The sequence below is a fragment of the Pseudomonas sp. zfem003 genome (assembly GCF_032621675.1).
GTDB lineage: Bacteria > Pseudomonadota > Gammaproteobacteria > Pseudomonadales > Pseudomonadaceae > Metapseudomonas > Metapseudomonas otitidis.
On record NZ_JAVYJG010000006.1, the window covers coordinates 399,855 to 424,214 of the forward strand.

At 58.1% G+C, this 24,360-nt stretch carries 29 protein-coding genes and 1 tRNA gene; all 30 read right to left on the minus strand.

The window, feature by feature from the left end; genetic code table 11:
• Positions 1-6: 6 nt before the first annotated feature.
• The 30 genes from RTK35_RS15880 to RTK35_RS16025 all read right to left on the minus strand — a co-directional run bounded on the left by RTK35_RS15880 (position 7) and on the right by RTK35_RS16025 (position 24,343).
• Positions 7-576 carry an SPRY domain-containing protein gene (locus RTK35_RS15880; protein WP_316908412.1) on the minus strand — a complete coding sequence of 190 codons (570 nt, stop codon included), beginning with the start codon at positions 574-576 and terminating at the stop codon, positions 7-9.
• Positions 576-1,778: a DUF2793 domain-containing protein gene (locus RTK35_RS15885; RefSeq protein WP_316908413.1), complete on the minus strand. Its 1,203-nt coding sequence runs from the start codon at positions 1,776-1,778 to the stop codon at positions 576-578. The genes RTK35_RS15880 and RTK35_RS15885 overlap by 1 nt, the downstream gene beginning before the upstream one ends.
• Positions 1,775-4,951 (minus strand): phage tail protein, encoded by a 3,177-nt coding sequence (locus RTK35_RS15890; protein WP_316908414.1) that lies wholly within the window; start codon positions 4,949-4,951, stop codon positions 1,775-1,777. Before RTK35_RS15890 ends, RTK35_RS15885 begins: the two co-directional genes overlap by 4 nt.
• Positions 4,948-5,376 (minus strand): C40 family peptidase, encoded by a 429-nt coding sequence (locus RTK35_RS15895; RefSeq protein ID WP_316908415.1) that lies wholly within the window; start codon positions 5,374-5,376, stop codon positions 4,948-4,950. Before RTK35_RS15895 ends, RTK35_RS15890 begins: the two co-directional genes overlap by 4 nt.
• Positions 5,376-6,263, minus strand: a complete 888-nt coding sequence (locus RTK35_RS15900; RefSeq protein ID WP_316908416.1) for a DUF2163 domain-containing protein — start codon at positions 6,261-6,263, stop codon at positions 5,376-5,378. Before RTK35_RS15900 ends, RTK35_RS15895 begins: the two co-directional genes overlap by 1 nt.
• Before the next feature lie 6 nt (positions 6,264-6,269).
• Positions 6,270-7,130 (minus strand): DUF2460 domain-containing protein, encoded by an 861-nt coding sequence (locus tag RTK35_RS15905; protein ID WP_316908417.1) that lies wholly within the window; start codon positions 7,128-7,130, stop codon positions 6,270-6,272.
• Positions 7,130-10,033, minus strand: coding sequence for a phage tail tape measure protein (locus tag RTK35_RS15910; RefSeq protein WP_316908418.1), 2,904 nt, complete (start codon positions 10,031-10,033; stop codon positions 7,130-7,132). The genes RTK35_RS15905 and RTK35_RS15910 overlap by 1 nt, the downstream gene beginning before the upstream one ends.
• A 4-nt stretch (positions 10,034-10,037) precedes the next feature.
• Positions 10,038-10,301, minus strand: a complete 264-nt coding sequence (locus RTK35_RS15915; protein WP_316908419.1) for a DUF1799 domain-containing protein — start codon at positions 10,299-10,301, stop codon at positions 10,038-10,040.
• A 47-nt stretch (positions 10,302-10,348) separates the two neighbouring features.
• Positions 10,349-10,726 carry a phage tail assembly chaperone gene (locus RTK35_RS15920; RefSeq protein ID WP_316908420.1) on the minus strand — a complete coding sequence of 126 codons (378 nt, stop codon included), beginning with the start codon at positions 10,724-10,726 and terminating at the stop codon, positions 10,349-10,351.
• 10 nt (positions 10,727-10,736) lie between these two features.
• Complete coding sequence (locus RTK35_RS15925) at positions 10,737-11,384, minus strand: phage tail protein (RefSeq protein WP_316908421.1); 648 nt, start codon at positions 11,382-11,384, stop codon at positions 10,737-10,739.
• A gap of 69 nt (positions 11,385-11,453) precedes the next feature.
• A complete protein-coding gene (locus RTK35_RS15930) occupies positions 11,454-11,867 on the minus strand; it encodes a DUF4128 domain-containing protein (protein WP_316908422.1) in 414 nt (137 codons plus the stop codon).
• Positions 11,864-12,436: a hypothetical protein gene (locus RTK35_RS15935; RefSeq protein WP_316908423.1), complete on the minus strand. Its 573-nt coding sequence runs from the start codon at positions 12,434-12,436 to the stop codon at positions 11,864-11,866. The genes RTK35_RS15930 and RTK35_RS15935 overlap by 4 nt, the downstream gene beginning before the upstream one ends.
• A complete protein-coding gene (locus RTK35_RS15940) occupies positions 12,433-12,822 on the minus strand; it encodes a hypothetical protein (protein WP_316908424.1) in 390 nt (129 codons plus the stop codon). The genes RTK35_RS15935 and RTK35_RS15940 overlap by 4 nt, the downstream gene beginning before the upstream one ends.
• Positions 12,815-13,312, minus strand: coding sequence for a DnaT-like ssDNA-binding protein (locus RTK35_RS15945; RefSeq protein ID WP_316908425.1), 498 nt, complete (start codon positions 13,310-13,312; stop codon positions 12,815-12,817). The genes RTK35_RS15940 and RTK35_RS15945 overlap by 8 nt, the downstream gene beginning before the upstream one ends.
• A 3-nt stretch (positions 13,313-13,315) precedes the next feature.
• On the minus strand, positions 13,316-13,462 hold the full coding sequence (locus RTK35_RS15950) for a hypothetical protein (RefSeq protein WP_316908426.1): 147 nt from the start codon (positions 13,460-13,462) through the stop codon (positions 13,316-13,318).
• 54 nt (positions 13,463-13,516) lie between these two features.
• Positions 13,517-14,647, minus strand: coding sequence for a P22 phage major capsid protein family protein (locus tag RTK35_RS15955; protein ID WP_316908427.1), 1,131 nt, complete (start codon positions 14,645-14,647; stop codon positions 13,517-13,519).
• Positions 14,648-14,710: 63 nt separating this feature from the next.
• A complete protein-coding gene (locus tag RTK35_RS15960) occupies positions 14,711-15,463 on the minus strand; it encodes a hypothetical protein (RefSeq protein ID WP_316908428.1) in 753 nt (250 codons plus the stop codon).
• A 392-nt stretch (positions 15,464-15,855) separates the two neighbouring features.
• Positions 15,856-16,083, minus strand: coding sequence for a hypothetical protein (locus RTK35_RS15965; protein ID WP_316908429.1), 228 nt, complete (start codon positions 16,081-16,083; stop codon positions 15,856-15,858).
• A gap of 9 nt (positions 16,084-16,092) precedes the next feature.
• Complete coding sequence (locus RTK35_RS15970; RefSeq protein WP_316908430.1) at positions 16,093-17,205, minus strand: phage minor head protein; 1,113 nt, start codon at positions 17,203-17,205, stop codon at positions 16,093-16,095.
• Positions 17,205-18,608 (minus strand): DUF4055 domain-containing protein, encoded by a 1,404-nt coding sequence (locus tag RTK35_RS15975; protein WP_316908431.1) that lies wholly within the window; start codon positions 18,606-18,608, stop codon positions 17,205-17,207. The genes RTK35_RS15970 and RTK35_RS15975 overlap by 1 nt, the downstream gene beginning before the upstream one ends.
• Positions 18,609-18,611: 3 nt before the next feature.
• Complete coding sequence (locus RTK35_RS15980) at positions 18,612-19,931, minus strand: terminase (RefSeq protein ID WP_316908432.1); 1,320 nt, start codon at positions 19,929-19,931, stop codon at positions 18,612-18,614.
• Entirely contained in the window at positions 19,906-20,436 is a 531-nt protein-coding gene (locus tag RTK35_RS15985) for an HGGxSTG domain-containing protein (protein WP_316908433.1), read from the minus strand. Before RTK35_RS15985 ends, RTK35_RS15980 begins: the two co-directional genes overlap by 26 nt.
• Before the next feature lie 57 nt (positions 20,437-20,493).
• Positions 20,494-20,697: a hypothetical protein gene (locus RTK35_RS15990; protein ID WP_316908434.1), complete on the minus strand. Its 204-nt coding sequence runs from the start codon at positions 20,695-20,697 to the stop codon at positions 20,494-20,496.
• Between the two features lie 13 nt (positions 20,698-20,710).
• Positions 20,711-20,878 (minus strand): hypothetical protein, encoded by a 168-nt coding sequence (locus tag RTK35_RS15995; protein ID WP_316908435.1) that lies wholly within the window; start codon positions 20,876-20,878, stop codon positions 20,711-20,713.
• Between the two features lie 251 nt (positions 20,879-21,129).
• On the minus strand, positions 21,130-21,372 hold the full coding sequence (locus RTK35_RS16000; protein WP_316908436.1) for a hypothetical protein: 243 nt from the start codon (positions 21,370-21,372) through the stop codon (positions 21,130-21,132).
• Positions 21,369-21,689, minus strand: coding sequence for a phage holin, lambda family (locus RTK35_RS16005; RefSeq protein ID WP_279801663.1), 321 nt, complete (start codon positions 21,687-21,689; stop codon positions 21,369-21,371). Before RTK35_RS16005 ends, RTK35_RS16000 begins: the two co-directional genes overlap by 4 nt.
• Before the next feature lie 35 nt (positions 21,690-21,724).
• Positions 21,725-21,800, minus strand: a tRNA-Thr gene (locus RTK35_RS16010).
• A 499-nt stretch (positions 21,801-22,299) separates the two neighbouring features.
• A complete protein-coding gene (locus RTK35_RS16015) occupies positions 22,300-22,890 on the minus strand; it encodes a hypothetical protein (protein WP_316908437.1) in 591 nt (196 codons plus the stop codon).
• Positions 22,887-24,020, minus strand: a complete 1,134-nt coding sequence (locus RTK35_RS16020; protein WP_316908438.1) for an oxidoreductase — start codon at positions 24,018-24,020, stop codon at positions 22,887-22,889. The genes RTK35_RS16015 and RTK35_RS16020 overlap by 4 nt, the downstream gene beginning before the upstream one ends.
• Entirely contained in the window at positions 24,017-24,343 is a 327-nt protein-coding gene (locus RTK35_RS16025; protein ID WP_316908439.1) for a DUF6378 domain-containing protein, read from the minus strand. The genes RTK35_RS16020 and RTK35_RS16025 overlap by 4 nt, the downstream gene beginning before the upstream one ends.
• Positions 24,344-24,360 lie beyond the last annotated feature (17 nt).

The following is a 24,360-nucleotide window of genomic DNA, read 5'->3' on the forward strand; positions in this document are numbered from 1 at the left end:
CCTCCATCAGCCCCAAGCGCTGGCACCAGATACTGGGTAGGAAAATGATGATTGGCCCGTGTTTATCGTGCCGGTATATGCATTAACTGAAGAGGATGAACCGCTGCCAAATATTGGGTACAGCGTCTTGCCTGCTGTTCCAGAATAAGCGACGCCTTGGTCTACACCGTTCTTGTAGAACTTAAGCGTACCAGCTGAAAAATCAACAACTACACCAATTACGTCTCCAGCGGTAAAAGACGATCCATATGCAGCGTCGCTTCCCTGATTGTAGAAGTGGCCATCTGATGCGTAGTAGGCCCAGCCGCCAGTACCGCTACCTGGGTAGTTTGTGAGGGAGGCGGCCGAAGTTGCTACTCCAAGCAGAGACGCAACCGGAGTCGTTCCAGAAATGGTGATCTCGAATTGGTACTTGCCGGATGACCGTGCCTGAGAACCGCGAACGCTGTTTAGGCTGCGCGCAGCAGCTGTCCTGTTTCCGTTTGACAAATCAACTGAGCCGCCTTTATCGGTTGGGCTCCAAGTTGAGTATGTGGCGCCCACCACGGGGATACTGCGAATGCGGTCGGCCAGCATTATGTGTAACTCCCGCCGTAGGTGAACAGCCAAGTAGTCCCGCCATCCAGGGTCTCGCCAGTTATCCGGCATTTAGCGGCAAGGGTAGGGGTTGAGCCACCAACCCACTGCACCGAAGCAGGCCATGTAACGGTATAGGTCGTGCCCCCTTCCAAGTAGAGCGTAAAACTGTGTGATTGGCCGGAGGTGGCTCCAGTAATCGTGAAGGTGGTGTTTGCCGCCATGACCTTCTTCTTGACGTTCGTGCTAGAGACGTCAATTGCAGTTCCGCTCATGGTTTCCAAGAGTTCGGCATAGCCGCCGAGAATTGGCGAGTTGCTGTATACGGGATCGGTTGACCCTGCCACAAGCATCTGTCCTGACGTTCCCTTTGCCAGGCGTTGTGGCGTTCCAGATGTTCCGCCTGTGATTATGTCGCCGCGAGCCGTCATTGGGTTAGATAGACCGCTCGGAGTGGACCATGTAGGTACACCACCAGAAACGGTCAGCACTTGCCCGTTAGAGCCAACACCAAGTCTGCCAGCTGTTCCGCCACTACCGCCAGTGATTAAGTCTCCTGATGTTGTCATAGGGTTAGCAAACCCGGCGGCAGAGTTTTGCCAGGTTGGGACGCCACCAGAAACGGTAAGAACCTGGCCGTTTGCGCCTACGCCTAATCTTGCAGCAGTAGATCCAGACGACGAGTAAACAAGGTCGCCTGTCGTGGTTAGAGGGCTGTTGTAGATTGCGCCCCATGCAGGAGCCCCAGAGACGATAAGCAGCGCCTGGCCATTGCTGCCAGCTGCTAGGCGCTGAGGAGTGCCAGATGAGCCGCCAGTTATGATATCCCCAGCAGTGGTCATGGGGTTTGACATGCCGCCGCCAGAGAATGCCGCCCAGGATGAACCTGTATATCGATAAAACTGATCCTCGTCGTTTACATGAACAAGGAACCCCTCGCGCGGTATAACAAACTGCCAAGCTCCTGTGCTCGTGAGCCAGTAAGCAAGCTGATCGGCCTTTCCGCTCCAAGCTCCAGTCGGAGATGACCCAACAATGTAAAGCGCCTCATCGGCAGGAGATCCAGGAGGAGAAGAAAGGTCCTTATCAAGGACTGCCGGCTGAACCAACTGGTTCAGCTGCGCGAACGTTTCATTCGAAAGCAGCTGATTCGCGGCTGAGTTCTGCAGAAGCTGAAGAGCAATTTTTGTCGTTGCTGTCACAGAGTTACCTCCAATGGATATCCCCTGCCGACGACCGCTGATAGCTGGTAGATGCGGAAGGTAATTGAGCTCTGCGCTGATCCGAAGTCTGCTACCTGGTCGGCGGCTGAGTAAGTGAAAGCGTTGGTTGTTACCGAGATTGTTCTCTTCACTGTCGATCCGGACATAACGTCGACTTCGTACGACTCAACTGTTTCACCAACTGGGGAAACGGTTCCAGTCACCCACCAAGTCCCAGAAAGGCGACTGCGTCGAGTGAAAGAGCCGCTGAAGTTTCCAGACCCATCACGTGACCCTCTTGCATAAACAGGGCTAAGGCATTCTAAGTTTACGCCGCGATAGGTGAATGGAATATCAGAGCCACTACCTATGTCCGCACCATTCGTGATCGCGCGATACGAAAAAGCAGATCCGATAGCTTCAGTCGGCATAGACAGGAACTGGTTGTCCGGATCCGATAGAAGCACGAAGGCATCAAAGGGTTGGTGTAACCCGCAAGCCCATTCAGTGCCGCGCTCGCCACGCATAAAACCACTGATCAGGTAATTCCCGTCAGGCTGAAGATCGGCATTCTGAAAGCGAACTATTTCCCAGCGCCCATCCAGGCCGTAGGCTGCATAGTTGTAGCCGCTAAGCATTAAGTCCTTGCTGATGCTCTCTGGTATGCCGGCGTACATTTTAACCCGGATACTTCTCTGGTCTATCAATGTGCAACTTGAATCACCGAGAGCATCCTCGGCATACCCAATCGTTCCTTGCTCCAAGAAGCCCTGAATGTCCTGCCAGGTTTGTCCGCTATCGGGCGACCTGAACAAGACCCCACCGTTCCACCCACTGGAATAGCCGAACATCAGGGAAACAAAGCCGGCAGCGTTCTGGTAGGTCTCGTCTACCACGGGGATGTCAAGAAGGATGGCAGCAGACTTTCCATTCCAATTGATTGTCCCATCCGGCCCAGGGGCTTCACCGCCAACAGCGTTGCTGACATACAGAGACGCTCGATTAGGCTTTGCCTTGCACTCAACGGTGCCATCGGGAGCCTCGTTAGTTTCGGTGATACGGAGCTCATAGATCGCATCAGGAGTCGGAATTGTCACCACATCAGACGGTTCAATCCCGAGGTAAGGCTGCGGCAGAGTGATTTGGTAATCGACGCGCTCAAGCCATGGCAAGAACTCCAAGACCTCGGCAACTTGCGCAGCCTTATCAGCGCTGAGAACCAGGGGGAACTCTCGATCAACCCGGTTCACGGCCTTTGTGTTCAAGCGATCCGAGTACTGCTCTGATATCGCGTACTCTCGTGTTGCATCTATGTACTTGACGACTGTCTTGACAGGGAGCTGAGGGTCCATCTCGCGTGACCCTATGAGAACATCCCCGTCGTTGATAGCAATGAGGTCGGCATAGTCGACTTCGACGATGCTGTCCTGTCCTCGGGGAACGCACTGCAACTGGTAACCGTGCTGTCTGACATCGAATGGATACGCCCCCTGCAGAGGTTCCATTGCTGACCGGATAGATCCTCCAGCCACCCTGTAGCCATTAACAGAGTCGGTCATTAGGCTGGTATCAATGTCGTCCACTTTCAGCAGCGATGACTTGATTACTTCTGACTCAATGATCTCGGCCAGAGATATCTCAACGGCAGATACAGGCGCTGCGTCATAGCAGCGAACTACAAATTCGTCTTGAACCGCGTCACCATAATCAAGCTTGTACACAAGATTGTTATCTATTAATAAACTGCCTTTAGGCTGAGAATAAGGCAAGCTGTCCGTGTTTGATAAAAATAATCTAGACTCGCCAGTCTGAATATTAGTAACATATACATCGTCATTGGCTGGATTTACATAGTAAACATCATCGCCGCGCTTTGAAATCTTGCTAATTTTTGCATTTATACTTGGATGCATGCTTACAACAGATATCTGATTAAAAGGCTTTACACCCTCATAAACAAACAATCTATTATACGGAATATCTCCTGACGCACCATATATTAACCCATCTACAGCAATACAAGCTGACATTGCTTCTACATCAAAAATATCATCATCAAATAAGCCAGACGGTGATATGTATTGCGCCAGTGATATTTGGCCAGATCCGTTGCAATAGTAAATATTATCTGGGCTCTCAAATAGGAACCCATTTAGCTGAGAAAAAATTCCTGATGGTATTTTTATGTATCCTTGACGCGACCAAAAAGATCTACCACCTCCAGTAAATGGTCCAAGCCAAACTGCACCATTTTCGCGATGTGAAGTAGTAATTCCATTTGAGCTATAAATAGATGTCAAAGGAGTTTCTATATTTATGTATGGAGATGGACCAATAATTGACCCATTGTTTAATACTCTGTATTCGTAAACCTCAGAAGAGCTTTTAACTGCCAAGCAATAAGCAGAAATCTCACTATCAAGATATGGCTGAACAGCATTGTTGTAAAAACCGTTTCCAAAATTGCTGTCACTGACATTCTTTTGGAATTTTTTCACTGCGTCTCCGCGCTCAGATACCTGCATAACCTCAACTTTGAATTGAGCTGCCTGAAGCGTGTTTCCGTAGTCGGTCAAAAGGAAGTCATCAAAAACAATGTAAGCTAGCCCGCGAAATGCAGGAGCATTCCCTACGCCTACATCAGCTTCGTACCTAGTATCTGGTAGCTGATCATCCGTTCCAAGATATATTCTCATGCCGCGAGCAACTTTATTGCTTGCTATTATTGTATTAAGATCAGATGAACCAGCGTTGTAGATTAACCTATCACCGCACCATATGCGCAGAACTCCTCCAATAGGACCATCACACAATCCAATAGCAAAGGTTGCGCTGTAAGTATATGTTTTTAGTGTAGAAGAAGAACCGCCACCTTTACCTCCTTGCTTTTTCTTTTTTACTATTTCTTTAAGAGAGTTTTTTTCTAACCAAAGAAGATTAGGGGAAACAGAAATTACGCCATATAAATTAGGTACAATAGCACCGTATGTTGATGTCTGTACGCTTAAATCATTTAAGCGCGGGCCCTGTACAGTTGGACCTTTCGGAGGGTCTAGGTAGCCGCCAACGCCCATGCCCAAAGACGCACCATAAAGCGCACCGGCAGGGCCTCCGACATAGAAGCCAACTACTGCCCCAATAATTCCTCCAGCTATCTGTCCGCCGCTGCTCATTGGCTCACCTCAAATCGATAGGCGCGAACGAGGCGGATACCCCATAGCTCGTCGATCCTGTGCAGGACAACGCCGCCGTGTTGCTCGCTGGCGTGTATCACGTAGGGATGGCCGCCGATGTAGCCGGCATGGATTGCGATGTGCTGCGGGGCTCCTGTGATGCGCATGGCCAACAGGTCGCCCTTGCGGGCTTCTTCCTTAGCGATGCGCACCAGGGACGGCTGGGCGTCTAGCTCTGCCTCCAGCTTTCCGTCGTACGGCGTGCGCGGATATCCAGACGCATCGGCATGGGGGATGCCCAGCTCTTGGCACAGGCACACATACAGACCGGCACAGTCCAGGCCCAGGCCTGGCACTCTCCCCTGATGACGAAATGGCGTTTTCAGGTATGACTGCGCCACGCGCACGATATCGTCCTGCAGCATCAGTTACGTCCTACCTGGGTGTATACGGAAGGGGTTGGAACGTGAGGCTGGCCTCCAAAGTTCCTTACGTTGTTCCATTTGTTCTTGCAGTCTTCGATGTGGCGCTTGCGGCAACCTGGGATCATTTCGTATTGGTCGCCGACTTGAGGCATGTAGAAAAACGCCTCATGCACCGTGATGACTCCGGATGCAAACGACTTTACTTCCATCGGCTTCAACCCAGCATTAGGTCCTGAGATGAATCGGATAGCTCCTGCGCCGAAATAGTCGGATGCTTCAGTTCGCGCAGAGTCGGCGAACTGGTACTGATCTGTGACCGCAGTCAGAGTGCCGGTTACTTTCAGAGACGCGAAACTCGGGCCGTCTGGCGCGCTTCTCGGGCCAATGCACCGACTAGCGCTTTGGCTCAGCATCTCGCCATCTAGCGTTTTATCTAGGAAAGTCCACTGACAGGTCGGAGCATAACTACGGCCGGTAGACTGAGAGAGTGCATCGATCATGCCCATCAGCTCTGTCTTGAACCCATCATCAGTGATGGTCGTCTTGCCGAAGAACAAGCAAGCCAGCGGCTCTTCGTCTTCTACCGGCGCCATCCATGAAGTTGCGAACAGGTAAACGCGCGCATTGTCGTAGACGCCCGACATCAAGTCGTCACGAGATACAGCGCCAAGTTGCAGGATGCCGTTGAGGTCAACTGTCGCGGACGCGAACGTGCTGGAGTTTCCAAGACCGGAGAACTCATAGCCAAATTCTGTCTTGTAGACCTGGCCATTGCTCATAGTGATATCTGTTGGATATCCAGCCAGGCGAAGTACAGGCGCATCATTCGCCGGCACTATACGCACGCAGTAAAACCGCGTCGCAAAGTCCGCAACATGTGGCTTCATACAACCTCAGGGATTGAGAATTTCGGTTAGGCCGATGCCTTGCATGGTAATCACATTGGGACCAATGAAAGTTCCGCTCAAATCAGCATCGAACCGCATTGGGATGTGATAATAACACCCAGCGGTTACTGTTTCAGAAACTTGTGGCTGAGTTTGAACAGTGCCGCCGCTAGTCCATGTTCCGAATGCTGTTGAGTTGATCGCGACAGTGATAGTCGTGGTATCAATTGCTGTTACCAGCACGCGCAGATTGTTGATTTGCGTCATCCCTGAAACGCCAGAGACGAATACCGAGTCACCAACCAAAAAGGTGTGGCTGCCAACGGTAATGACTGCGTTGCTTGCCTTTGTGATTCCTGTAATTGAACGTGACTTGTTTGGGCTGAATGTGATTAATCCAGTAGAGGGGTCAGCAGACCAGGCTCCTGACGGATGAATAGCGCCTCCCACTCCGACAAGGACCGTACCGGGAACTGGCTTGCGGATTCGCCTTCTGGAGGCTTTTGCATCGCTGCTAGAGCCGTACCAGCGCATGAGCTGGTAGACGCCCTGGCTGACTCGCAGTGCCGGCTGGTCAAAAGCCGTAGGCACGCTGATGTAATCGTTCGTGGAGTGGTCCAGCGGGTGATGCACGCGGAACCCTCGGAACGTGCCATTGGCGCGCCAGTTGAGATCAATGATTCGGTCAATCACCTCTTCGCGCTGACGGCCAAAGTCGACCTGCAGGCCAGTCATTACGTATGGGTGGCGCAGCGAGCGATATTCGTTGCCGCCAGCGGTTCTAACAATCTGCGTTGCATGAGAACTTTCGAAGCCGCTGCCGTAATTGACATCAGTGGGGAACAGCTCGTCGATGAACTCGGCCATTACATGTATCTCCCGGTACCGCGGATTGCTCTGCCAAGGTTTTTGGCCGCATACCCGGTGGCCTGTTTGGCTTCCTGCGCATTGGTGATCCCTGGGAATGTGATGTTGACGGTTTGATTGCCGCCTCGCTGCCCTTTGAACGGGACTACGTTTCCGCCGTCGCCTGGGATCAGGTAGGACCGACCACCCTGCGTGAGCAGCTCAGGACGGTTGTTCTCGCCCACTTGATACATGCTGCCTGCAGATACCGGTCCGCCACCTGCGCGCGCGCCTGCGACGAAATTGGAGAGGTCCATGGCATAGCCTGACTGGCTGGCGCCGGCTGCCAGGGAGCCCGATGCGGAAGCGGAAAGGCCGCCACCGAAGTAGGCGCTAGCGGCAGTGAAACCGAGACTCAGGAGGCCGCCGAACCCGCTACCGCCACCGCTCTCGCTGCCTCCGATGGCAAACGCAATGGCCTTGCGCGCCTCAATCCGTACGAGGTCGGCGATGATCGAATTGGCCAGGTCTGAGAACGACAGCTTGCCGGTCATCACGAAGTTGACCAGCGCATCCTCCAACCCGGTGAGAGACTTCGAGAACGAGTCATAGAACTGGCCTGCCGTGTCCCTGGACGAGTCCACGTAATCTGCCAGGGCGGCCTTGGTACCGTTCTGCCAGTCGCCGCGCAGCTCATCCAGCCGGCGGTAGTAGTCCTCGTTGGCGCGCAGGGCGTCGTTGAGGCCAGACTTGATTTCCTCGACCTGTGCCTTGTACTCAGCCGAACCCAGCATGCCCTTGGGCGTGGCCTTGTTGAGCTGGTCCTGATAGCGGCGGAACTCGCGGAAGATGGACGCCTCTGACTGGACGCGCTCAAGCTCGCGCTTGCCCATGCCGAATGCATCAAGCTGGCGGCTGTACTGCTCGGACCGCCCCTGAGCCGAAGCGTCGATAGATGCTTGGATCTGCGCCGCACGCTCTTGAAACTTGACCGACTCTTGCCGCAGTCGCACCTCTTCTGAGATGGCGACGTTGCGGTCTAGCTGGGCTTTGATTGCGTCCTGGCTCGCAAGCAAGGATTTCTGCTCAGCGGTGAGCACGTCCTTGCCCTTGAGCTGGGCAATCAGCGCCTCGAACTCGGCGCGCTTCTTCTGCTCCGAGGTCAGCTTTTCGTTCGTGCTCAGCTGGGCTTCAAGGGCGCTCTGCTCTTCACGCAGCGACATCAGCATCTTGGTTGCTGCGTCGTCCTGATAGGCCTTCTGGCGAGTCTTGCGCTCTTTCGGGTCTTTGTATTTGTCCGCGATGGCTTGCTCAAGGCTCGCCACGCTGGAATCAGTAAGGAAAGCTGAGTCAGGGTTTTTAAGCCGGATCGTCGCCAAATCCTGCTTTAGCTTGTCCAGCTCCAGTTTACGTTTCTGCTCATTCGAAAGCGTGGACTTGCGAATAGCCTCTATTCGCGAGATTGCCTTTACTGCCGCGGCGTCTTGGCGCTTGCTGACCCCCTCAAGAGCAGCTTGCTCACCTTCATCCTGAATAGCCTGCAAAGCGCTCTCGATATCGGAAAGACGCTTCTTCTCATCGGTTGTTTTGTTTTTGTAAACGTCGGTGGCAATGCTGGCCAGTCCAGCAAAGTAGCCACCAAGAAGAGTGGCACCGCCGGCACGCTGCGCATCAAAACCGTTACGCCTACGGTCAATCGCATCGAGACGGTCCATCGGCGTCTCTGTACGCCCAACCCCAAGCATGGAGTCCCACGCTTCGCCAGCTGCGTCTTTGATGCCTTTCCAGGCCTTTTCGACGTAGCCGAGGTTTTCTTCGATCTGAGACGAGCGCTCAATCAGGGCCTGAGAGTAGGTTTCAGTGGCCAGCTGGGCGGCCTCGGACTCTTTGCCTTGCGCCTCAAGGGCGGTGATCTGCTCGTAAATGGCAGCCGTGAGGTAGTTGTACTGCTCGTTCAACTTCGCGGAGGCGGCAGCAGGCTCGTCCTGTAACCGTTTGAACTGCGCCACGGTCTCGGAAATGGCTTGTCCGGTGGCGTCTTCCCACGCTACGGCAGCAGTGGTCAGGCTCTGCAGCTGATCGGCAGTGAATACGCCGGCGTTCGTGAACTCGGCCAAGGCTGCGGCTGCCTGGCGCCGAGTGCCGGTAACGCCATCAATCGCTGCAGCCATCGCCTGAAGCTGGCTGGCTGATGTTCCGGCGAAATTGCCAGACGTGATGATGGCCTTGTTGAAGGCCACGCTTTCCTGGCTGCCCTGGTACAGGGCTACGCCGAGCACACCTACAGCAGCGGCGGCCAGCGTAAACGGGTTGATCAATCCAGCGGCGTACTTGGCAGTTTCGCGCAACGCCGGGCCTACGCCGCCAAAGGAATCCTTGATCTGGCCACCCTGTTGCAGTAGCACTATGAGCGGGGACTGGCCTCCCTGGAGCGATGTCACGATGTCCGTAAACTGGGCCGGCAACTGACGCAGAGCCGCAGCTGTTTGTGCTGCGCTAACACCAGTTCTGCGAATTCCATCGTCAGCGCCAGTTAGAGCGGATCTTGCTCGCTCTGCTTGTGCGCCTAGCTGCCGAATCGGCTCAGGATTCACCAATGGCGCGGCGCTGTTCTGGCGGATCTGTTCCTGTTGCTCAGCAAGTCGCCCCAACGAACCCACTACAGGGTCAATCTGCGGCGTCAGCCGTGCCATTTCCTGTTGTTGCTGCCGGATGGCCTCCGTTCCGGCGCGGAATGCGCTGGCGGTGTTGGATACAGGAGCGGCAGCGGCGCCAACACGCTGACCAACGCCGCTCCATGACGATTCGACACCGCGAGCAGCCTGCTCGGCCTGGGCGCCAGCCTGGCTAAGACGGTCAAGATCTTCGCCGGCACGCTGGACGGATTCCGTCCTGACCTCAATACCGAGAGAGGCAATATCCACGGGGTCAGTCCTTCTGATGCATGGTGTCGAGGGCGGCCCGCTCCATCACGCGAATGTCGGCGAAGAGTTTGGGCCAGTCGGCGGGAGGTATGTCGTTGAGGCGGAACGTAGGTTCCAGGGCGGAGTAGTCCAGGCCAGTAGGCCCGGCATACCCCATGCGCCACTGGGTGCTGAGGCAGTTGAATGCGGTTAGGGCGGGCCACACGTCGGGCCAGATCAGGATTTCCTCGGCTGGCACGTCTGCGGCGGAAAGGCCCCAAGCGGCCAAGTCGGCTTCCTTGGGGCCTTCCTCGTACAGTGCTCTAGCGGCCCTAGTCAGTTTCCCAGGCGTTCGGCCTTGAGAGCGTCGAAGTAGTCTGCGCTGATGCGAGCGAACAGCCCTTGTACGCTCTCACACAGGGCCACAGCGGACGCATGGCAAAGCTCGTCGTCGAACTCCCATGCCTCGACGATCTCAAGCAGCTCTGAGCCCTCCAGATCCAGCCTGGCGCGAACCGTCTCTACCAGCTCAGGCTCGCCGACCTTTTCCGCGACCTCTTGGCGCCGCTTGCCCCACTTGCTGATCAAATCGGCAACCTCGGACTGCGTGCGGTACTTGAAGGTGAACCCCACCTCAACCGGATCACGGCCAATGCGCGGAATTTTGACCTTCTTGGTGAACGTCGGGTCTTGGGCGATGGTGAACTTAGCCATGCGTCAATCCTTAGGCGTTGTAACGCACGAGGCGTGCGTCTTGGGAGAAGGTCATGGTCCGGGTCATGGCTTGGTTGCGGGTCAGCGCAGGGGTCTCGGAGAACGACACGAAGCCGTTGTAGAGAACAATGTCACCGTTCGGCAGGTTGAGACGGAGAGCACGCTTGGCGCGGTCTTGGTCGGCCGCCTCGGCTACCGCAACGAAGGCCTGCGCCGAGTCGTCAGCAACGGTGATCGTCATGCTGAACGGGCTGCGGGTAGTGGGCAGTTGGCGGTCGTCGTTCTCTTCCAGCAGGCCGTAGGTGTAGAACTGCTGCTCGCCGCCGCTGGTGGATGTTTCCAGCACTTGCGTGATGCGGGTCCAGGTGCTGATTTCGCGGCAGGAACCGGCGCCGCCGGAAGCCGGATAGTTGGCGGTGCTGGTGGTATCGATGTCTTCCAGCTCGAAGGTGTTTGTGGTCACGCCCGCCACCCGGAAAACGCGGCCATTGAGCTTGGTCCAGCCGGATGTCACCTCGATAAAGTCGCCATTCGACAGGCCGTGACCAGTGGCGGTTACAACAGCGGGGTTGGCGTTGGAGATGCCGGAAATCGTGATCGGGGAGCCGTAGGCAGACGCTAGGTCGAATGTACTGCCGTTCGGGAGACGTACGGACATGGGGGATTCCTCTTGGTAGAAACGAAAAAGCCCCGCAGATGCGAGGCTCAGGGGCGCCCGAACGGGCGATTAGGTGTCTGCGCGGTAGCGGCAGGAGATGGGGAGCGTGGTGTTCAGGTCGTCGGTGATTGCGGCTGCTGAAGACATGGGCGACCGGATGTAGAGGTCGAAGCCTGAGGCAGAGAGCTTGAGGTTGTTTGGGAACAGGACGGCTAGCTCGTCCTCGATGCCAAGGGCTGCACCAAGCCCACCGTTCTTGGGCCTGATGACGCTGACCTGCCAGATGCCTTCGTAGCGCCTGTGCGAGCCTTCCAAGTCCTCGCTTCCGGTAGTTGCCGGAAGCACGAAGCATCGCAGGTAGGTTTCGCCCGACTGCGGCTCAAACGGCACGTCCTGATAGGCCACGCGGAGTACGGGACTGCGTGCGGCGGCCCAGTCCTTCAGGCGCTTCTCCAGCAGCGAGCGGATACGTTTGTTGCTCATGTGAGGGCCTGCACTGCGCGGCGCACCATGGCCTGGAACTCAACGACTGTGATGCGGACCATCCCGTTAGGGGCCTGCTGCGACCAGCCGTTTTCGAGGCGTTGTGCGTAGGGCACGTTGTTCATGAGGTAGATTGATCCAACGCCAAGGTTGAACTGCTGGATCACCGCAGCGCCGGCTGATTTGGTGGTCGAGCCGTTCGCGTCGATGACGCCTGTCTCGCCACGGGCAGGAACCTCAAACGAGACTTGCCAGTTGCCACGGAAGCGCCCGCCAACGTAGCCGGCGCCAGATGTCAGAGGCATTGAGTCGTTAACTGCCAGGCCGCGCTTGAGGCGCCCACTGCGGGTTAGGTTCGCCGGGTCGCTGCGCAGCTCAGCGTTGTAGCGCGCAACCTCGTTGTTGTACTCGGTAGCGATTGCGTTCGCGGCCCACAGCTCGGGGTTGCCGACTGGCGAGCGGTCCACGACAGCCGACAGCAGATCGATCCCGACCTTGCGGACGACCTGCTCCGCGTTGACCTTGGCCTTCTCGCAGAACTCAGCCAGGTCGAGGGAAAAGTTCCTCATTTGCGCGCCTGCACTACGAAGCCCAGCGCGAGGCCGGCGAAATCCCAGGCCGTCACTGACGCAATGGTGTAGGTGTCACCGTCGAACAGCAGCTTGTCTGTGGTCGTGGGCTCGGGCATGTCGGAACCGCTGAGCAGGACAGGCGAGACGATGAACTGCAGGTCTCCGGACTTGATAAGCGATCCGTCGATGTCCTTGAGCTGGTAGTTCTTGCGGATGCCCGAGCCGGCGTAGTCGGTCGTGGTCGTGCCTGACGTTCCGGTATCAGGGTCATACTCGCCCGTAGTCGTGCGGCGAATGGTCAGCGCAGCGCCGTAGCCGCCAGCACTGCGCAGGCCAAGCATGCGCGCACACTGCGCCTTGCCCCGGTCGTAGATGTCAGCCACGGACGATCCTCGACTGGTTGGACGGCATGAGGAACTGGGCGAACTGCGAATCGGATTGACGCGCGGCTGCTGGGCGCGACACGTAGGCCTGAGCCGTGGCGAATTCGGTCTCTACAGCACCTTCCACACGCTCACGGATGATCGCGCCCTTCTTCAGCTCGGGCGGGTCGATATCGTCCGCGTGGATCTCGCAGGCCAGCGCCATCTGGCCCGCTTTGATCTGCGGCGGGATGGTGTTGGATGGTACGAGCCATTCGCTGCGATATACCTCATGACGCGGCCAGGACAACGTCTGGTCAACGCTTACAAGACGCCCCTTCCAAGGCATGCCCTGCATTTGCAATGCAGCACGACGCAGCAAGGCCTCTTGATCAGTAGAATCGCTCGGAATGGTCTTCCCGTAGCTTGTCGCATAGGCGACCAAATCGGATGCCGTGGCAAAGCTATCAGCACCCGCCACGATTGCCCCTGCTTCGATCACCAATGCCATCGTTTAAGCCTCTTGCCAGCCCAGGCGCTTGTGTTCGGCCAGGGCGCTAGGATGTACGTACAGCTCTTCGCTGCCTTTCGCGACCTTGATCAGGCCTGCGGTATCTTCGTCTTGCTGTTGCGGCTTTTCTGCCTTGGGTCGGCCTGCCATTTTTTCCTCCCTAAACAACACGGGGGCCTAAGCCCCCGGTTGCGTCGTGGTTGATTAGCCCAGGACCAGGGCGACGTGCTCGCTCTGTACAACCTTGAAGCCGTAGGCCAGGTGCAGCTCCCAGCTGGTTTGACCGTACTGCTCGATTTGCAGGAGCAGATAAGTCATGCCGAAGCGGTCGCTGATCAGGGTTTGCTGGATGGTGGCGTTGGACGGCATGACCGGCGGGCGCATGATGCCAACCACAGCCGAACGCTCGAATGCCAGGTTCGGGGTGTAGTTGTTGCCGACAGTCAGGGCGTTGCCAGTGGGGATGGTGACGCGCGCGCCAGGGCGGTTCAGCGAGATGGTGCCGGGAGCAGTAACACCAGTGCCGACAACGTACTTGTTTGCGGTGTCGGCGGCGAAGGTGACCACGTCGCCGGATACTACTGTGCCGCTACCGGTGACCAGAGCGATATCGCGCACGCCAGCAGCGGTGGCGCCGCTGGTAACGTAGCTGGTACCGGTGCCCTTGGTATGGGTGGTGATGCCTGCGGATTCGCGGATCTGGAAACCGAACTGGCGGAGCAGATCACCGGAACGGCGCTCTTCCTCGGAGCCGGCCTGGTAGGCCTGCTGCACGATGCCCAGTTTGCGAGCTGCTACACCGGCGCTGGAGTCGATGCACAGTTGCAGGTCAGCCATCGGCGCGCCGTTGTCGAACAGGACCTTGCGCACGTCGGCGATGATGTTGATGTCCGAGGCGAACGGGTTGGTACCGGCGGTGCCAACTGCGCGAGAAGCGCCGACCTTGATAGCCTGGCAGGCAGATGCTTCGGCCATGTTGCGCAGGGCGCGCATGCCTTGGGCGACCAGCTGGCGCACCCACTCGGTATCGTTGCCACCGTTCTCCAGGCTGCGCAGTTGCTCGCCGGTCATGTACCAGCTGACCTTCTTGGACGCGGTGATCGCTACGTCAACGGACGAGGCGGTTGCGTCGTCACCTTGGGGCGGAGTGGCGGCCGGGGTGAAGTCGGTCGGGGTGCGCACCGGAGCCACCGGTACCTTGACGGTGTCGCCGAAAGCCACGCGCTTGTCGTCGAAATTGGCGTTGATGGCGCTGATGACGCCAAATGGTTCGTTGGAAACTTCCTGAGCAGCGCTGTACAGCACCGGTTGCAGGGCGGTGAAAATGTTTGCCATCTGGATGGTCCTCGCAGAAATGAAAAACCCGCCAGATGGCGGGCCTTAGGTGTGGTGTTTCAGTTAGCCGGTGACAGTGAACCCAGCGGCCATTTTGGCGGCCCGGTCTTTCGGAGAGAGCGCGTCAAATTCGGCTTGGCTGATGGTCTTCCTGCCATTGCCCGCACCGTGGCCCGCACCGCTACCGCTGCCGGTAGAGGGGAACCAGTGGGGGCGGTTTTCCTTCATGTCCGCGAACCACTCCTTGAGCGTCAGCGGCTTACCGTCTCTCCCAAATTTGCCCTCACGAGCAATGGGATTGCCTTCATCGTCCAGCTCAAAATCGCGCGAAGCGGCGAGCATGGCGTCCTCAATGGCGTAACGATGCACGCCGGCTTCGGTTGCGGCGGCCACCACTTCACCTTTGAGCACGCGCGAGGCGAACTTTTCGGTGCGGGTAGCGGCGCGCTGCGCCTCTTCACGAGCGGTCTGCAGGTCGCGGTCATAGCCGGCCTTCATGCGCTCTGCGCGCCTGTTCATGACAGTGTCGATGTCGCCTTTCGCAATCAGCGCGGCTTCTTCGTCGTTGGCGAACTTGGTCAGGATGCCGCGAACCGCATCGGGGTCGATGCCCTCAAACGATTTGAGGCGTTCGCCCTGCTCCTTCAGCTTGCCAAGCAGCTCGCCATTCTTGGCCTTGAGGCCGCCTACAGCTGCGCTTACCTGGGCCTCAATCAGGGCCTGAACTTCAGGGGTGATTTCCGGCCCTTGGCCGCCACCCTGATTCCCGGCGTCGCCGCCTTCTTCCTGCATGAACAGTTGTTTCAGTCGGAACATGTGCAATCCCCTTGGGACAGTTGGCGCCTTTGGCGCATAAAAAAGCCCCGGCATTGCCGAGGCTGGAAAGAAAAAGCCCGCTCAGTGGCGGGCTTGGTTGAATTTGTCGGACATCGCCGCAGCTGAGGGACTGCGACTAATCAGCAGGGGTTATGCCCATCTTGTCTCGGTGAAGCCCAGCAGGATCTCATCCCATGCCGCCTTCCCGTCTACCCTGCCTCATCTTGCGGAGACCATGCATCAGCAATGCCTTGCTTTGCCGTCATCCGCTTGATTCGTTACACCGCCCTCTCCCATCAATCCCGCAGTGGCGGGCTTTATGCTGGTGCTGAAAATCGTTGTTTCAGGCAATTTTCCCTTATAAATCAATGCAAAACGCTGGTGCTGAATTACTACAAAATAACCCTCTCACCCTTCATCAGGCACAGCACGCACAGGCGCTGTTTAGTGGCTGACCGCCCGGCGCCGATCTTGGTTTCGATGTACTCGCGACCACCGCAGCGAGGGCACTGGGGCATGGTCGCCGGCTTCGGCATCGCGCGGACCCGCTTGCGCACCTGCTCGGCTGGCGTGTCGGGGGCGGGAGTTCCGTCGATGACGTGGAAGCGGCGATCTGTCATCCGCCAATCCTACGCCGCAATCCTCGCTATTGCATCCCGGTCTCTGGCCTGCATCTGCTCGATGGTGAGCCACTGGCCGGTGGGGCTGTAGAAGCTCTCCAGGGATGCGCCCTCGCGGAACATCCGGGCGCGCTCGACGCCCAGGACCTGATCCTGACGGCCAGCAGACTGCCGACGCAGCCACTCGCCATAGTTCAACTCGCCGGGGACCTGGCCATCCATGGATGCGCGCTCGGAGGCGGTCATCTCGTCGATGGGAATGCCCAGCTCGCGCCACGATTTGGCGACGGGCGAATCAGTCGAGCGGCAGTTGAAGTGGAGCCGACCAGGACCCTGAAGCCACGGCACCTTGTGGCCGATGGGCCTGTGGCTCTGCGCCGTGTACTGCAGCTGGTCGCGGATACGGCACTGAGGCGACGTTTTCGTGTCCAGGGTGGCAACCCACCGAACGGCCTTCACGATGTCCTCGTTTGCCGACACGAACTGGTCTCGCGCTACCGATGCGGTGTGACTGATTGCCGTGCGTACGACCGTTTCCAGCTCGCGGCGAGGACGCTGCAGAAACCCGTCCGCGTATGCATTCGCCCGAGTTCCGCGAATCTCGCTCACGATCTGCGAGACCGTTTTGCCTTCGACGTAACCGGTGCGGATGGCGTTGCGCAGCCCGGCCATGCGGCCAGACTCCACGGTGCTGACCCAATCACGCAGCAGGCGCCCCTGGAATGGCCTTGCCATCGCTGCGGCGTAGGCCTGCGCAGGGGTGACACGGGCAATCGGGAAGCGCACCTGTACGGGCCTGGGAAGGACACGCTCGAACAGGTCGGACTGCCATTGCGATTCCTGGCCGGCGAGTTGCTGCAGGTCCGCAGTCAGCTCGGCATTCACCGCTTGATACGCCTGCGCGTTCAGCTCGCGCACTGATGACAGCAGCGACTCAAGCCGCTCCACCGTGAATGACTCGGCGGGCATCTGGCTCAGCGCATTGACCAGGGCTGCGGAAAGGTCCGCATCAACCCGGTTCAGCAGTGCGATGATGCGCCGCACTACTCCCAGGCTGTACTGCTGCAGGTTGATCGCGTGGTCAACGCTGGCGTCCTGCAGGAGTTCGTTGACGGTGGCCATTAGAGCGCGCCGAGTCGGGGCGACTGGCTACTGATACGACCGGACTCGTCTTCCCACGTCAGATCGCCACTGATAACGCCTCGACGCTGAACTTCGTGGAAAAGCGTCTCTTCGGACAGGTAGCCGGAATCGGTCATGCTCTTCAGCAGCGGCAGGGTCGTTTCGGGCGCGTAGTCGGTGGAGAAATTACCGTTGACCTCGACGTGACCGCCCTCGCCTGCCTTGGTCCACTCGGCCATGAGCTGCAGGATCTGGTCAATCGCGTCCTCAAGACATGCGGCCATCATCTGCAGCGGGCTCAGCTCCTGGGCTGCCTCTTCCTCGGCCTGAGCGGCGGTCTTCGTGGCCTGCTTCTCCTTCTGGAGCAACTTTGCGCCGGCCATACGCATTTGGTCCTCAAGGTCCAATAACGATTGGCGACCGGCTTCGATAGCCTTGCCCGAGTGCTCGACATACTTCATGTCTCCGTCTTTCGGCAGGTCGTTCAACGCGCCGCCTACTTGGAATTCCAGCGGGACAGGCTTCCCGTCTGTTCCGTACTCCTGCACCGCGCCAATGCGCACCATTATGGGCACGCGGGCAATGTGGAGCACGTTGTCCTGATCGGACTGCGACTGCCAGTGCTTCACGTTCAGGTGGGCCAGCTCAAGCAGCGGCGGCGTGGCGGTCATGAAGCCTGTGCGCTTGGTGTAGAACACCACGAGCGGGATCTTGTCGAGGGTCGTTTTGCCCTGGTCGTAGAGTGCCCACTTCTCTTTGCCGTCGTCGCCTTTGACCTTGCGGTATACCTGCCACAGGCCGGGCTCAAGGACTCGGATCTGCTCGATGCACACCGTGCCGAAGATGTTTTCGGGGTCCTGCTCTTCGACGGTCTCTTCGTAGCGGAACTGGGAGAGCTGGACCGAGCCGTTGGCCTCTACTGTCTTCCAGCCGAGCACCTGCTCGGGCTCAATCGTGACCACGTAGGGACGCACGCCAAGGCGGATCTCATCTGCCTGGGTGCGCATGCCCTCTGCGCGCGGGAAGTCCACCAGGGCGAACGACAGGCCGTATGCCAGGCCATCGTGGAAGAACTTGCGCGCCCACACCTGCAGGTTATTGCCCTGCTGGTCGATGTTCTCGATCAGGGTGGCAATGCTTTCGGGCACGTCGTCACCGATGGTGATCGGCTCAGCGAACACGCGCCCTGTGTTGTTCTGGATCGTCTCGGCGTAGGCCGGCAGCAGGGTCGAAGCCTGCAACCTGCGTTTGTAGTCCTTCGCGTCTTCCTTGGGGAACCGGGGAAGGTACTTCTCGCCCTCCTCCCGCATCTCGCAGGTGCCGCCCAGCAGAGCCTCGACCAGCTCCCAGCTTCCGCGCATCTCTTCGACCGCGTGGGATACGGTGCTGGGATCGTTTGCCATGGGTTACATCCTGAGGGGCTGGGAGGTGACGACTTGGTGATTGATTGGGTAGCGCTTGACGATGAAGTAGCCGGCAGCGTCGTTCATGTGGTCGTGACCCTTCTTCGGGTCTTTGTCCGGCTCGCCCTTGTCGGTGTAGGTCTGCCGTTCCAGGCACTGCGTGAACTTCGGGCATTGGTCGATGTTGACCTTCAGCCGGCGCTCGCCGTAGGTGTTGAGGAACATGGCATTGAGCGAGCTGACTCGGTCTTTCACGCTGGGGTTGCGTGAGTCGACAACGACCGTAAAGCCGGCTTTGCGCAACAGCGACAGGTCGGACTCGCTGGCGTTCTTGCTGCTGGTGTTCTGGCCGCTTGCGTCGGGATAGACCGCGATACCGTGGCCATGAAACCTGTCCTGAATTTTCTCGATCATCTCGGGCGTGTCGCGGACGTCGTGGAACTCATCAACGGCCAGAGGAAGCCCGTCACGAACCACGAACACTACGGCGGACATCTTCATGACGTTGAAGTCCATGCCGATGTGCAGCGCCTCGCCGGTGCGGACTCGCTCAGTGGTCGAGCACTCCCGGCGGTCGAATGTGTAGTACACGACGCCTGAGTAATTCTCGAAGCTGGCGTCGTACTCCTGCCGGAACGTCCTGGGGTCCATGGTGCGGCGTGCCGCATCCAGTTCCTCAGCAGGGACATTGCCGCCGGCCAGGGACGAGTATTGCCAGCTCTTGTGGTCAGGCTCTCCGCCTTCCTGCCCGTCACGATATGTGTCGTAGCAGTGGTTGAAGCCCTTCGGCGTGCCGATGCGCAGCGCATGGCCGCCCTTGAATGTTCCGACACCTGGGATGGTGTACTGACACGTCGAGAGCATCGGGCGCAGGACTTCCTCCCACGCGGCATATTTGCAGTCGGCCCACTCGTCCACCAGCACGAAGAACAGGCCCGACCCGCGCAGGTCGTCGTAGTTCTCCAGGCCAACGCACCGGATCAGGTGACCACTCTTGAGAGTGATCAGCATGTCCGTCTCGTTCGGCTTGCAGGCTCGCCACGACTCAGGGATGGCCTGCTTCAGCCGCCGCCAGAAAACCCGGCGCGCCTGTTTCTGCGTCGGCGCCGCGTACCAGATTTCGTCCTCAACGCTGACGTTCCAGTGCACAGCCAGCCTGGCAGCTCGGCGCATCTCAGCCTTGCCCAGGAAGGTCTTGCCGAACCGACGTCCGCAGACTGCATCCCGGAAGCGGGCACTGGCCTGCCAGCCCCAAACGTAGATGTTGGCCTGCTTCGGCGTCAGCTTGACCGGCGCTTCAGAGAACCGGGCTTGCTGGGACATCTTCGTCTGGGCTCAGGGTGTATTCAGACACCGGAACGATCTCGCCATCAGGCGGCGGAGGCATTCCTGCGATCATTGCGGCGCGCTTGACCTTCAGATCACCGATGCGCCCAAGGAGGCGATTGATGATGTCCTCATAGGGTCGGCGACGGCGCTGCTGCGAAGTGTTGGAGTATCCACCCTCTTCACCCGATCCTGAGTTCTCAGTGACAGAGTCGAGGTCTAGGCCATCTCCTGCCTGGGCCTTGCTCTGCGCGATCAGTGCGCGGCGAAGCTGAAGCTCTGCAATCTTGATCTGGTCGTCGAGCGACTCGACGTCGATCATGTCCCACAGGTCGTGCTCGTCTTCAGCCAGGGCGTCAGAGTAAATCCCGTGCTTGCGGGCGTTCTGGTTGCCCTTATGCGTCTCAGCGGCCTTGCCACCGTGCATCCGGCAGCGACCATTGGGCATTGCCTGTGCTTGGCAGGGTTGGCCGCTGCGGGTTTTGGCTCCGCAGATAGCCATTTCAATACCTCACAGGGGATTGCATGGGGTGTTTTGCGCCATTGGCCAGGAATGGCCTTAATCGGCGGTCATGCTGTTAAGGGCGTTGGTTTCTTCGATGAAGCGGGCGGCGAGCATGGAGACGAGGAAGCCTTGGAGGATTCCGGACTCTTTGGCCTTGCGGATGGCTGCAGCCAGATCCTCATCGAACGCGACAAGGGCTTGCTCGGCCTCTTCGCTCACCGGCTTTGCGGAGTAGATGCGGCTTATCTGCGTGGCCATGGCGTCACTCGCCCTAGCTGTACCAGATCAACAGGATGCTGCTGCCAATGGCGATCAGAGTGCAGCCCGAGCCGACGATGAAGCGGCACCAAGCAACGATTCGATCATCAGCCTTGTGCGACCAGCGCCAGAAGAGGAAGCCGATCAGGAAGAACGCTAGGGTCAGGACCTTGGCGAGCATGGGCACCTCAGCAGGTAACCATTTGCTGGTAAGCGATGGGATCGCCGATCTGGTATGGCGGCCTTCCCAGAGGCGGCCACGTTGTGCCAGGAACCTGTGGCGGGGCGGCTGTACGGTTAGGCGTAACCTTGTTGAACACCAAGGCCAAATGGTCCTTGATGATCTGCCATTGCTCAGGGGTTGGAGTCGGACCGCCAATCTCGGCGTATCCCTGGAGCCAGTAGGCGAACTGTTCGGGGGTCATGGTCACCTCACTCGATGGCTTTGCCGACATTGAACATGAATGTCGGGTCTTCATTCCCCATCAGGAAATGGCACAGGCCTTCGATGGAGTGGAACAGGGTCATGACGTACTCAAGTGGAGCCCACTTGGCGCAGACCATGGGGCATTCGTCAGGGCCACCCCACCAGCAGGGGATGCCGTAGTAGCTGGCGTGATGGGTAAAGCCGTATTCGGCTGCCTCTTTCTCGCTCAGATACCAGGGGATACTCATGCTTGGTCAACCTTCTTGCCGATGATCCGATCTGCGTACTCGCGCAGCTTCTCAACGCCCATGAAGCCGACTGCGCCGCCTGCGAAGGTGGCCATGGAATCGGGCAGTCCGAAGTAGGCAAGGAGAGGGACAAGGGTCAGGGTGGCCAGACCGCACAGAGCACCCTCTAGGCACATCTGACGCCAACCGCCCTTCCCGTAGATGACTCGTACTACTGCAATCGCTACTGACAACCCGAAGGCGTACAACTGGGGATGGTGACTCGCCACCCACGCGATAAACGCCGCCCACAGGCTGGGGTCCTGGTCCATTTTCATGGCTCCGTTCCTGGCCTGCTGGCCGCTGGTTGGATTGGTGCTGCCACTAGGCTTCGAACCCAGGACCTGCCGATTACAAGTCGGCTGCTCTACCGGCTGAGCTATGGCAGCGGAATAAAACGCCCAGGGAGTGACTGGGCAGAGGGCGCGGAGGGGAACGCGCGACAGGAAATCGTGGCCGGGATTCCACCGGCACCCACTTCACTTTTACGCCTGCGTGTCCTAGGCGAGCCCGGTCGTCCCGGGTTTGTCGGTGCGTAATAGGATGGGCTCTGGCACCGTACAGAGGCCCAAACGAAAAACCCCGCAGGGCGCGGGGTTCTTGTGCAAGTCCAGAGCGTCAGGAACCCACTCTTTCGAGCTGCCAAGATTAACTTGGCCTGACGGTATCTCTCGCATACTTGCTTTGTGGTGGCCGGTGCTGCATCTCCGGAATACTAATTTCACGGTCGGATTATCAGTCAATCCACTAGTCAGACTTAGCAGGGGAGTTCCGCCCCTACATCTCCCGACTCGCTGGCGAATCAGCCTTCGCATTCACCACAATATCCCAAAGCGCAGAGCCTCAAGATAGAAAACATACTAACTCAGCCGAACATTTTGTCAACTATCAGGCTGCACTTTTCATTTCGTACAGAATATTGGCGACTGGAATAAGGCACTGCCGGTCAAGTTCGTTGCAGGCATTGAAGAAAGCGTTAACGAGTGGCTCCCAGTCACGTCCCCAGTTCTCCGAACGAATCTCTGCGCCGTACTCGTCAAAGAGGAACTTTCGGAAGGACTCAGAAGTTGGCGCCGGGTCATTGCCGGCACTTTGCCCGCCTTGGTGCATGCGGCGGTAACGGTAAAGAACGCCGTTCGCTACATGCTGCGCTAGTTCGTATTTCTTCGCGCGAATCGGGCCGATCTCTTTCACCCCCAGTACAAACACGGCTTCTTGCGCGTCGTCCTGTTGATCGTCATCCGCCAGTGGGTTGTACATGTGGTGGCCGAATGACCGGAGATAGCCAGGCAGAGTGTCAATCGCCCGCTGCACCTGGCCGGCTAGAGCCTGGTGGGCTGCCCTGCCGGCTGTGACGCCGCGCTCGGTTTTCTGCACCGCGCACTCCAGCCGCGCGATTTCCAGCGCATGGGACATTACGCTATCCCATGGCGAGTAATAGGCGCTAAACCATGCTTCGCGAGCGCTGTTTAGTTTCATGCGGCCTCACCCTTCAACATATCCGGATTGACGGTGTGTCGTGCAACTTCCCCGTGCTCTTTGTGGAGCACAATGCACTTCATGTTTTGTCTTGATCTCCACCCGCCAGCATGAGCGTAACTGTCAGTCGGGGCCAGCGTGTTAAATGACTCGACAACACAGCCCGGAAACTCTTTTTTACTCTCATGATGGATATGGCCAGTATACCAGTAACGATGTTTTGTTTCGCCCCAGTCACTGGCTTTGTCGGTCGCCATAATTGCCGGAAGTCGATCTGCTTTTGCGGTATGGCCGTGATGCATGCCTATAAGGTTTTTGCCCCAGCGGTAGTAACTGAAGACACTCGGAGTTGTTTCAACAGTTACGCGCGGCTCCTTGCTGTAAAGATGAGCAAAGAGCCGGCTGAGCCAAACTGCGCCTGTTTCATCGTGGTTTCCGATTACATGCACAACATGGACGTATTTGTGCTTTTGCAGTGCGCTTTCCACGACCTGGCGCATGGCGACGATCAGGACGTCTACCATCTTGGCGTACCGGCTATCCGCATCGAGATGGTGGCCGGAGCGAGGAGTAACCGCGATCATTGAGTCGTAGTGCGCGGCGTCGCCCAGGTTGACGATAAGAGCCGTTTCGGTAGCCGGCGCAGACTCCACAAGCGCAGCCATAGCCCCGCAATGGACGCGCTCAGCAATCGAAAGATCCCAGTCCTGGCCGCACTCGTCGCCCCATATGTACTCGCCAAAATGGGGGTCGCCGATTGGGTACACGGTCATGATGTTGGACAGGTGCAAGCCCTTGGCTTTACGCGGCACGACGACCGGGAGGTCCTTCACTGCGGCCTTACACGAAGCCTCGAAAAGCTGGCGCTGACGATCCTCATCGATACTGGACTTCACCCACTGCCCGCGCGGCTTCCCTTCTTGGTCGTAGTAGGTGCTCACGCCCTTCACCTTGTAGCCATCCGGCACGGTGTGAGTCATGTCGTGCTCCGGGCTCCATCCGGACCGGGCAAGCCTTGCCTTGTGCGTGGCCAGGGTGCGTGCGTGCATCCCAAGGTGTGCGGCGGCTGCCTCTACGGTGCGCCCCTGGAGCGCGGCCTTGATCTCTTCATCGGTAGCCTTGCGCTTCATTGGGCGGCCTCCTGCTTGCTGATTCGGTCGGCCAGTGAGTCATGCGGCGCCGGAGCGGCGGCCAAGGCCTCGGCCTTGAGCGCGGCATAGGCTATGCAATCCTCCGCACTGTCGGCGTGATAGCGGGGGTTCTGCCACTGCCGGACGTCTTTCAGAATCTGCATGAACAGCCAACCTTCAGCCTCGGTCAGTTCTTTGCCGGTGATAACCCCAAAGGCGCGTACAGCCCTTTCCATGGAGCGCTCACCTTCGGGCTTGTCGTACTCGCGCCCGCGTTCAATCATCAGGGCCTGGGCCCGCCCAAGGAATTCGTGTGCTTGCATGTGATGCTCCGTCGATG

What these genes read in the sequence shown, in the direction of transcription:
- RTK35_RS15880 (WP_316908412.1), bottom strand. Translation starts at nt 576, where the DNA reads ATGCTGGCCGACCGCATTCGCAGTATCCCCGTGGTGGGCGCCACATAC.
- RTK35_RS15890 (WP_316908414.1), bottom strand. Translation starts at nt 4,951, where the DNA reads ATGAGCAGCGGCGGACAGATAGCTGGAGGAATTATTGGGGCAGTAGTT.
- RTK35_RS15895 (WP_316908415.1), bottom strand. Translation starts at nt 5,376, where the DNA reads ATGCTGCAGGACGATATCGTGCGCGTGGCGCAGTCATACCTGAAAACG.
- RTK35_RS15900 (WP_316908416.1), bottom strand. Translation starts at nt 6,263, where the DNA reads ATGAAGCCACATGTTGCGGACTTTGCGACGCGGTTTTACTGCGTGCGT.
- RTK35_RS15905 (WP_316908417.1), bottom strand. Translation starts at nt 7,130, where the DNA reads ATGGCCGAGTTCATCGACGAGCTGTTCCCCACTGATGTCAATTACGGC.
- RTK35_RS15920 (WP_316908420.1), bottom strand. Translation starts at nt 10,726, where the DNA reads ATGGCTAAGTTCACCATCGCCCAAGACCCGACGTTCACCAAGAAGGTC.
- RTK35_RS15925 (WP_316908421.1), bottom strand. Translation starts at nt 11,384, where the DNA reads ATGTCCGTACGTCTCCCGAACGGCAGTACATTCGACCTAGCGTCTGCC.
- RTK35_RS15930 (WP_316908422.1), bottom strand. Translation starts at nt 11,867, where the DNA reads ATGAGCAACAAACGTATCCGCTCGCTGCTGGAGAAGCGCCTGAAGGAC.
- RTK35_RS15935 (WP_316908423.1), bottom strand. Translation starts at nt 12,436, where the DNA reads ATGAGGAACTTTTCCCTCGACCTGGCTGAGTTCTGCGAGAAGGCCAAG.
- RTK35_RS15945 (WP_316908425.1), bottom strand. Translation starts at nt 13,312, where the DNA reads ATGGCATTGGTGATCGAAGCAGGGGCAATCGTGGCGGGTGCTGATAGC.
- RTK35_RS15950 (WP_316908426.1), bottom strand. Translation starts at nt 13,462, where the DNA reads ATGGCAGGCCGACCCAAGGCAGAAAAGCCGCAACAGCAAGACGAAGAT.
- RTK35_RS15955 (WP_316908427.1), bottom strand. Translation starts at nt 14,647, where the DNA reads ATGGCAAACATTTTCACCGCCCTGCAACCGGTGCTGTACAGCGCTGCT.
- RTK35_RS15960 (WP_316908428.1), bottom strand. Translation starts at nt 15,463, where the DNA reads ATGTTCCGACTGAAACAACTGTTCATGCAGGAAGAAGGCGGCGACGCC.
- RTK35_RS15965 (WP_316908429.1), bottom strand. Translation starts at nt 16,083, where the DNA reads ATGACAGATCGCCGCTTCCACGTCATCGACGGAACTCCCGCCCCCGAC.
- RTK35_RS15970 (WP_316908430.1), bottom strand. Translation starts at nt 17,205, where the DNA reads ATGGCCACCGTCAACGAACTCCTGCAGGACGCCAGCGTTGACCACGCG.
- RTK35_RS15975 (WP_316908431.1), bottom strand. Translation starts at nt 18,608, where the DNA reads ATGGCAAACGATCCCAGCACCGTATCCCACGCGGTCGAAGAGATGCGC.
- RTK35_RS15980 (WP_316908432.1), bottom strand. Translation starts at nt 19,931, where the DNA reads ATGTCCCAGCAAGCCCGGTTCTCTGAAGCGCCGGTCAAGCTGACGCCG.
- RTK35_RS15985 (WP_316908433.1), bottom strand. Translation starts at nt 20,436, where the DNA reads ATGGCTATCTGCGGAGCCAAAACCCGCAGCGGCCAACCCTGCCAAGCA.
- RTK35_RS15990 (WP_316908434.1), bottom strand. Translation starts at nt 20,697, where the DNA reads ATGGCCACGCAGATAAGCCGCATCTACTCCGCAAAGCCGGTGAGCGAA.
- RTK35_RS15995 (WP_316908435.1), bottom strand. Translation starts at nt 20,878, where the DNA reads ATGCTCGCCAAGGTCCTGACCCTAGCGTTCTTCCTGATCGGCTTCCTC.
- RTK35_RS16000 (WP_316908436.1), bottom strand. Translation starts at nt 21,372, where the DNA reads ATGAGTATCCCCTGGTATCTGAGCGAGAAAGAGGCAGCCGAATACGGC.
- RTK35_RS16005 (WP_279801663.1), bottom strand. Translation starts at nt 21,689, where the DNA reads ATGAAAATGGACCAGGACCCCAGCCTGTGGGCGGCGTTTATCGCGTGG.
- RTK35_RS16015 (WP_316908437.1), bottom strand. Translation starts at nt 22,890, where the DNA reads ATGAAACTAAACAGCGCTCGCGAAGCATGGTTTAGCGCCTATTACTCG.
- RTK35_RS16020 (WP_316908438.1), bottom strand. Translation starts at nt 24,020, where the DNA reads ATGAAGCGCAAGGCTACCGATGAAGAGATCAAGGCCGCGCTCCAGGGG.
- RTK35_RS16025 (WP_316908439.1), bottom strand. Translation starts at nt 24,343, where the DNA reads ATGCAAGCACACGAATTCCTTGGGCGGGCCCAGGCCCTGATGATTGAA.